Origin of the sequence: Accumulibacter sp. (genome assembly GCF_032229525.1) — a bacterium.
In the GTDB taxonomy this organism is placed as follows: Bacteria; Pseudomonadota; Gammaproteobacteria; order Burkholderiales; family Rhodocyclaceae; genus Accumulibacter.
Genome location: NZ_JAVTWB010000103.1, coordinates 9,338 through 12,693 on the forward strand (window position 1 = coordinate 9,338; position 3,356 = coordinate 12,693).

Here is a 3,356-nt window from a genome sequence, read left to right on the forward strand (position 1 = left end):
GCATGCGCGCCAACAACTCGGCCATCTCGAAAGGCTTCAATAGATAGTCGTCGGCGCCAAGATCGAGGCCCTGAATACGGCTCTCAACGGCGTCACGTGCGGTGATGATGAGCACCGGCACCGCATCGTTGCGTGCGCGAACGATGCGCAACACCTGCAGGCCATCTTTCTTCGGCAGACCAAGATCGAGCAGTACGATGTCGTAGTGATGAATTTCGCAGGCATCAATCGCCATCTGCCCGTCGCGTACCCAATCAACGGCATAGGCAGCGTCCAGCAGCGCCGCCTGCACGGCTTCGCCGATCATCCGATCGTCTTCGACAAGTAGAACTCGCATCGAACCCCCTGCGTGAAACGCTTCAGCGCGCGCCCGCTCGCCGGGCAAAGACCATCATGCCAGAAGGCCAGCAGCGCGGCGACGGACGCCATCGGAAAATGGTCAACGGCGTGCGTTGAAACCGACAGGGGCGACACAACGAAGTCTGCGAAACCTCTGCCGGCCGGGGCATCAATGAACCCGCTGGGCGGGACGTTGCTTGAACAGCAGGATCATCGACAAGACGAACGCGATGAGTACTGCGGATGCGCTATACCGGCTCAGTGCGAGGCCACCGGAAGCTACCGGTTTGTCGAGAAGGTCGCCCACCACCGCGCCAAGCGGCCGGGTCAGGATGAAAGCGGCCCAGAACAGCGCGGTACGCGAAATCTGCGTCCAGAAGTAAGCTGCGGCCACCATCCCGAGGAGGACCGAAAATACCAGCGCGCCACCGCTATAGCCCAGGCCTGCCGTGCCCGCGGTCCAGTCTCCGAGCGCGGTACCGAGCGTCTGCGAGAACATGATCGTGATCCAGTAGAACATTTCGGCTTGCGGTGAGCTGATGGCCTCGACGGCGACCGAACCCAAGGTCCGGTACCAGAGTACGAGCGAGGCCATCAGCAGGGCGAACAACAGGGTCGAGCCACCGGCATAACCGATGCCCAGCGAACGATCGGCGAAATCGGCCAGTGTCGTGCCGACGGTGGTGGTCGCAATGATGGTCGTCCAGTACAGCAGCGGGTGGAAATCCCGGGCCTTGATCTGGGCGATCACGGCGGCCAGAAAAATCACCGCGAAAATGCCCGTTCCGACCAGATAGCCCAGATTCATCGACATCGATACCGCGTCGCCGGCCGTTTCGCCGAGAGTGGTCGCCGCGACCTTGATGATCCAGAAAATCAAAGTCACTTCGGGCACTTTGCTCAAAGCGCGTTCAGTTGTTGTCATCATGGTTTGGAATTCCCCTTGGTTAACGTTTGTGCGTGTTGATCAGACCCGCTCGGCCAGACGACGATCGGTCGCTGTCAGGTAGGCAACCAGACCCAGGATTGTCAGCAGGAAAATGGCACTGGTGACCACGGTTCCCAGGCCGAGTCCGCCGTTGGCGACCGGTTGTGAGAGCAGATCGCCGCAGGAGGCGCCGAACGGACGGGTCAGCACATAGGCGACCCAGAACGCCAGCACCGCGTTCAGGTGGAACAGGTAATAGGTGACCGTGACCGCGCAGATCATCGCGCCAAATATCAGCGCCGAATTGGCGTAACCCAGTTGCAGGCCTTCAGCGGCGAGATCACCGGCGGCGGTGCCAAGCGCGAAGGTGAACAGGATGGCGGCCCAGTAGAACAGTTCGCGCCGAGTCGTGAAAATGGTGTGGATCGAGAGCGTTCTTTCGCTCGCGTACCAGAGCCCGAAGGTAGCCAACAGGGCGACGCTGAAGACGGCGGTGGTGGTCTGCAGGGAGACACCGAAATTATCGACCAGGTTGTCGGTTACAAGGGTACCGAAAACACTGATCAGCACCACGGCAAGCCAGTAAATCCAGGGAACGTAGCGTCTTGTTTTGATCTGCGCCAACAGCGCGACGAGCAACAGCCCGCCCATGACCAGTGAGGTCCCGGTGAGGCCGAAATCGAGATTCACATCGAGAAAGTCAGCGGCTGTTTCGCCGACCGTGGTGGCCATGATCTTGATGATCCAGAAGAACAGCGTGACTTCCGGAACCTTGTTGAGCATGCGCTGTGTATCGTCACGTGACAGGGTATTCATGATGTCCTCCCGCAGGCGGTGGTGGAAAAGGTACAACCGGAGTTTGGCGGCGTAGTCTTAGCTGTGGCATAGGGGGGTCTTCATTCGGCCACCCAGCGACGTCGAATCAGTGGGCCGAAAAGGCGTCGGTAAGCCATCAACGTCCACGGAAGAACCGGCTCTACCAGCCAGTGCGCTTCGCGCCGACACAGCCAGGCGCTGAACGCCGCCACCGCCGCCGCACCGGCCATGTCGAACGGGAAGTGAACGCCGAGATAGATGCGCGCCACGGCTACCGGCAACCCGAGAAACGCCAGTAAAAACCCGACGATCCGAGTGCGACGATCCAGCAGGAAGCTGAAAGCAACCGCCCAGACCAGTGTCAAATGGTCGCTCGGGAAGGAGGCGTCGGCGACGTGTTCGAGGTGGGTATGACCCAAACCGATGGCGAACGGCCGGGGATGCGGCCAGATTGCGCCGATGACATAGCCGAGCAGCAAGCCTACGACGACGGTAAAAGTCGCCAGCAACAAAGCTTCGCGCGTTGCTTCGCCGCCGCGCAACCACGCGACGACGAAGGCCGCGGGAATCGTCAGGACAGCGTATTGCGTGAGAAATACGGCAACCGTTAACACCAGCGCAGCGGGATGCGCCGGAGCGTTGATCAGCAGAAACAGGCTTTGGTTGAACGCTTCCACGGGACTCTCCAAAAAACGCCCCATCGGCGAATGCTGACGGGGCGGAAACCAGCGCCATCAATCCTTTTCGACGTGATCTTCGTCGCGACCCTCGTGGCGGTCGACATTGTCCTCGGCTGAGGACAGTATGGTGCCCTTGTCCGCATCGACCTTGACGTCGAAGACCTTGGCCCCGGCGACGACCTCGATTTCATAGATCGCGCCCTGTTTGGTGTGTTCGAACTCGGCCTGGCTCGCCCTGCCGGTGTGCTGTTTCTCGGCGATGCTGATTGCCTGAGCGATGGGGATTTTTGCCCGGTTGATCGCCAGGGCGTCGTTTTCGGTGGATCTCGCGGCGTAAGCGGCACCGCCAAGGGTGGCCATCGCCGTGGCCAGGATCGCAAATTTGGTGGTCTTGTCCATGTTCGTACTCCTTTTTCATTCACGCAGAAAGTTGCGTGATTCAAAGAGTACGCAGCCAGACTTAGCTGGTACTGAGCAAACGCCGCGCGAGAAAAAAGCGTATCGATGCACTTCCCAGAGCCAGGCGATCGGTCATTCTGGCTCATTTCGGAAAGCGGCAAATCAAGCACATCAAGCTGGCTGTAGCGGTCGTA

The 3,356-nt window shown here is 60.0% G+C and carries 6 protein-coding genes; 1 reads left to right on the forward strand and 5 read right to left on the reverse strand.

The features are described 5' to 3' along the window. From RUW20_RS06485 to RUW20_RS06505, 5 genes are all read right to left on the reverse strand, one after another. Positions 1 to 337, reverse strand: a 337-nt coding sequence (locus RUW20_RS06485) for a response regulator (RefSeq protein ID WP_313951385.1), incomplete at its 3' end; no start/stop codon positions are given. Positions 338 to 508: 171 nt separating this feature from the next. Beyond that, entirely contained in the window at positions 509 to 1,267 is a 759-nt protein-coding gene (locus RUW20_RS06490; RefSeq protein WP_313951386.1) for a hypothetical protein, read from the reverse strand. A 39-nt stretch (positions 1,268 to 1,306) separates the two neighbouring features. Further along, positions 1,307 to 2,083, reverse strand: coding sequence for a hypothetical protein (locus RUW20_RS06495; RefSeq protein ID WP_313951387.1), 777 nt, complete (start codon positions 2,081 to 2,083; stop codon positions 1,307 to 1,309). An 80-nt stretch (positions 2,084 to 2,163) separates the two neighbouring features. Further along, positions 2,164 to 2,760, reverse strand: coding sequence for an undecaprenyl-diphosphatase (locus RUW20_RS06500; RefSeq protein WP_313951388.1), 597 nt, complete (start codon positions 2,758 to 2,760; stop codon positions 2,164 to 2,166). 57 nt (positions 2,761 to 2,817) lie between these two features. Continuing rightward, positions 2,818 to 3,162, reverse strand: coding sequence for a PepSY domain-containing protein (locus RUW20_RS06505; RefSeq protein ID WP_313951389.1), 345 nt, complete (start codon positions 3,160 to 3,162; stop codon positions 2,818 to 2,820). Between RUW20_RS06505 and RUW20_RS06510 the strand changes: the two genes are divergently transcribed. Then, on the forward strand, positions 3,161 to 3,356 hold a 196-nt coding region (locus RUW20_RS06510), incomplete at its 3' end, for a hypothetical protein (protein ID WP_313951390.1). The genes RUW20_RS06505 and RUW20_RS06510 overlap by 2 nt on opposite strands.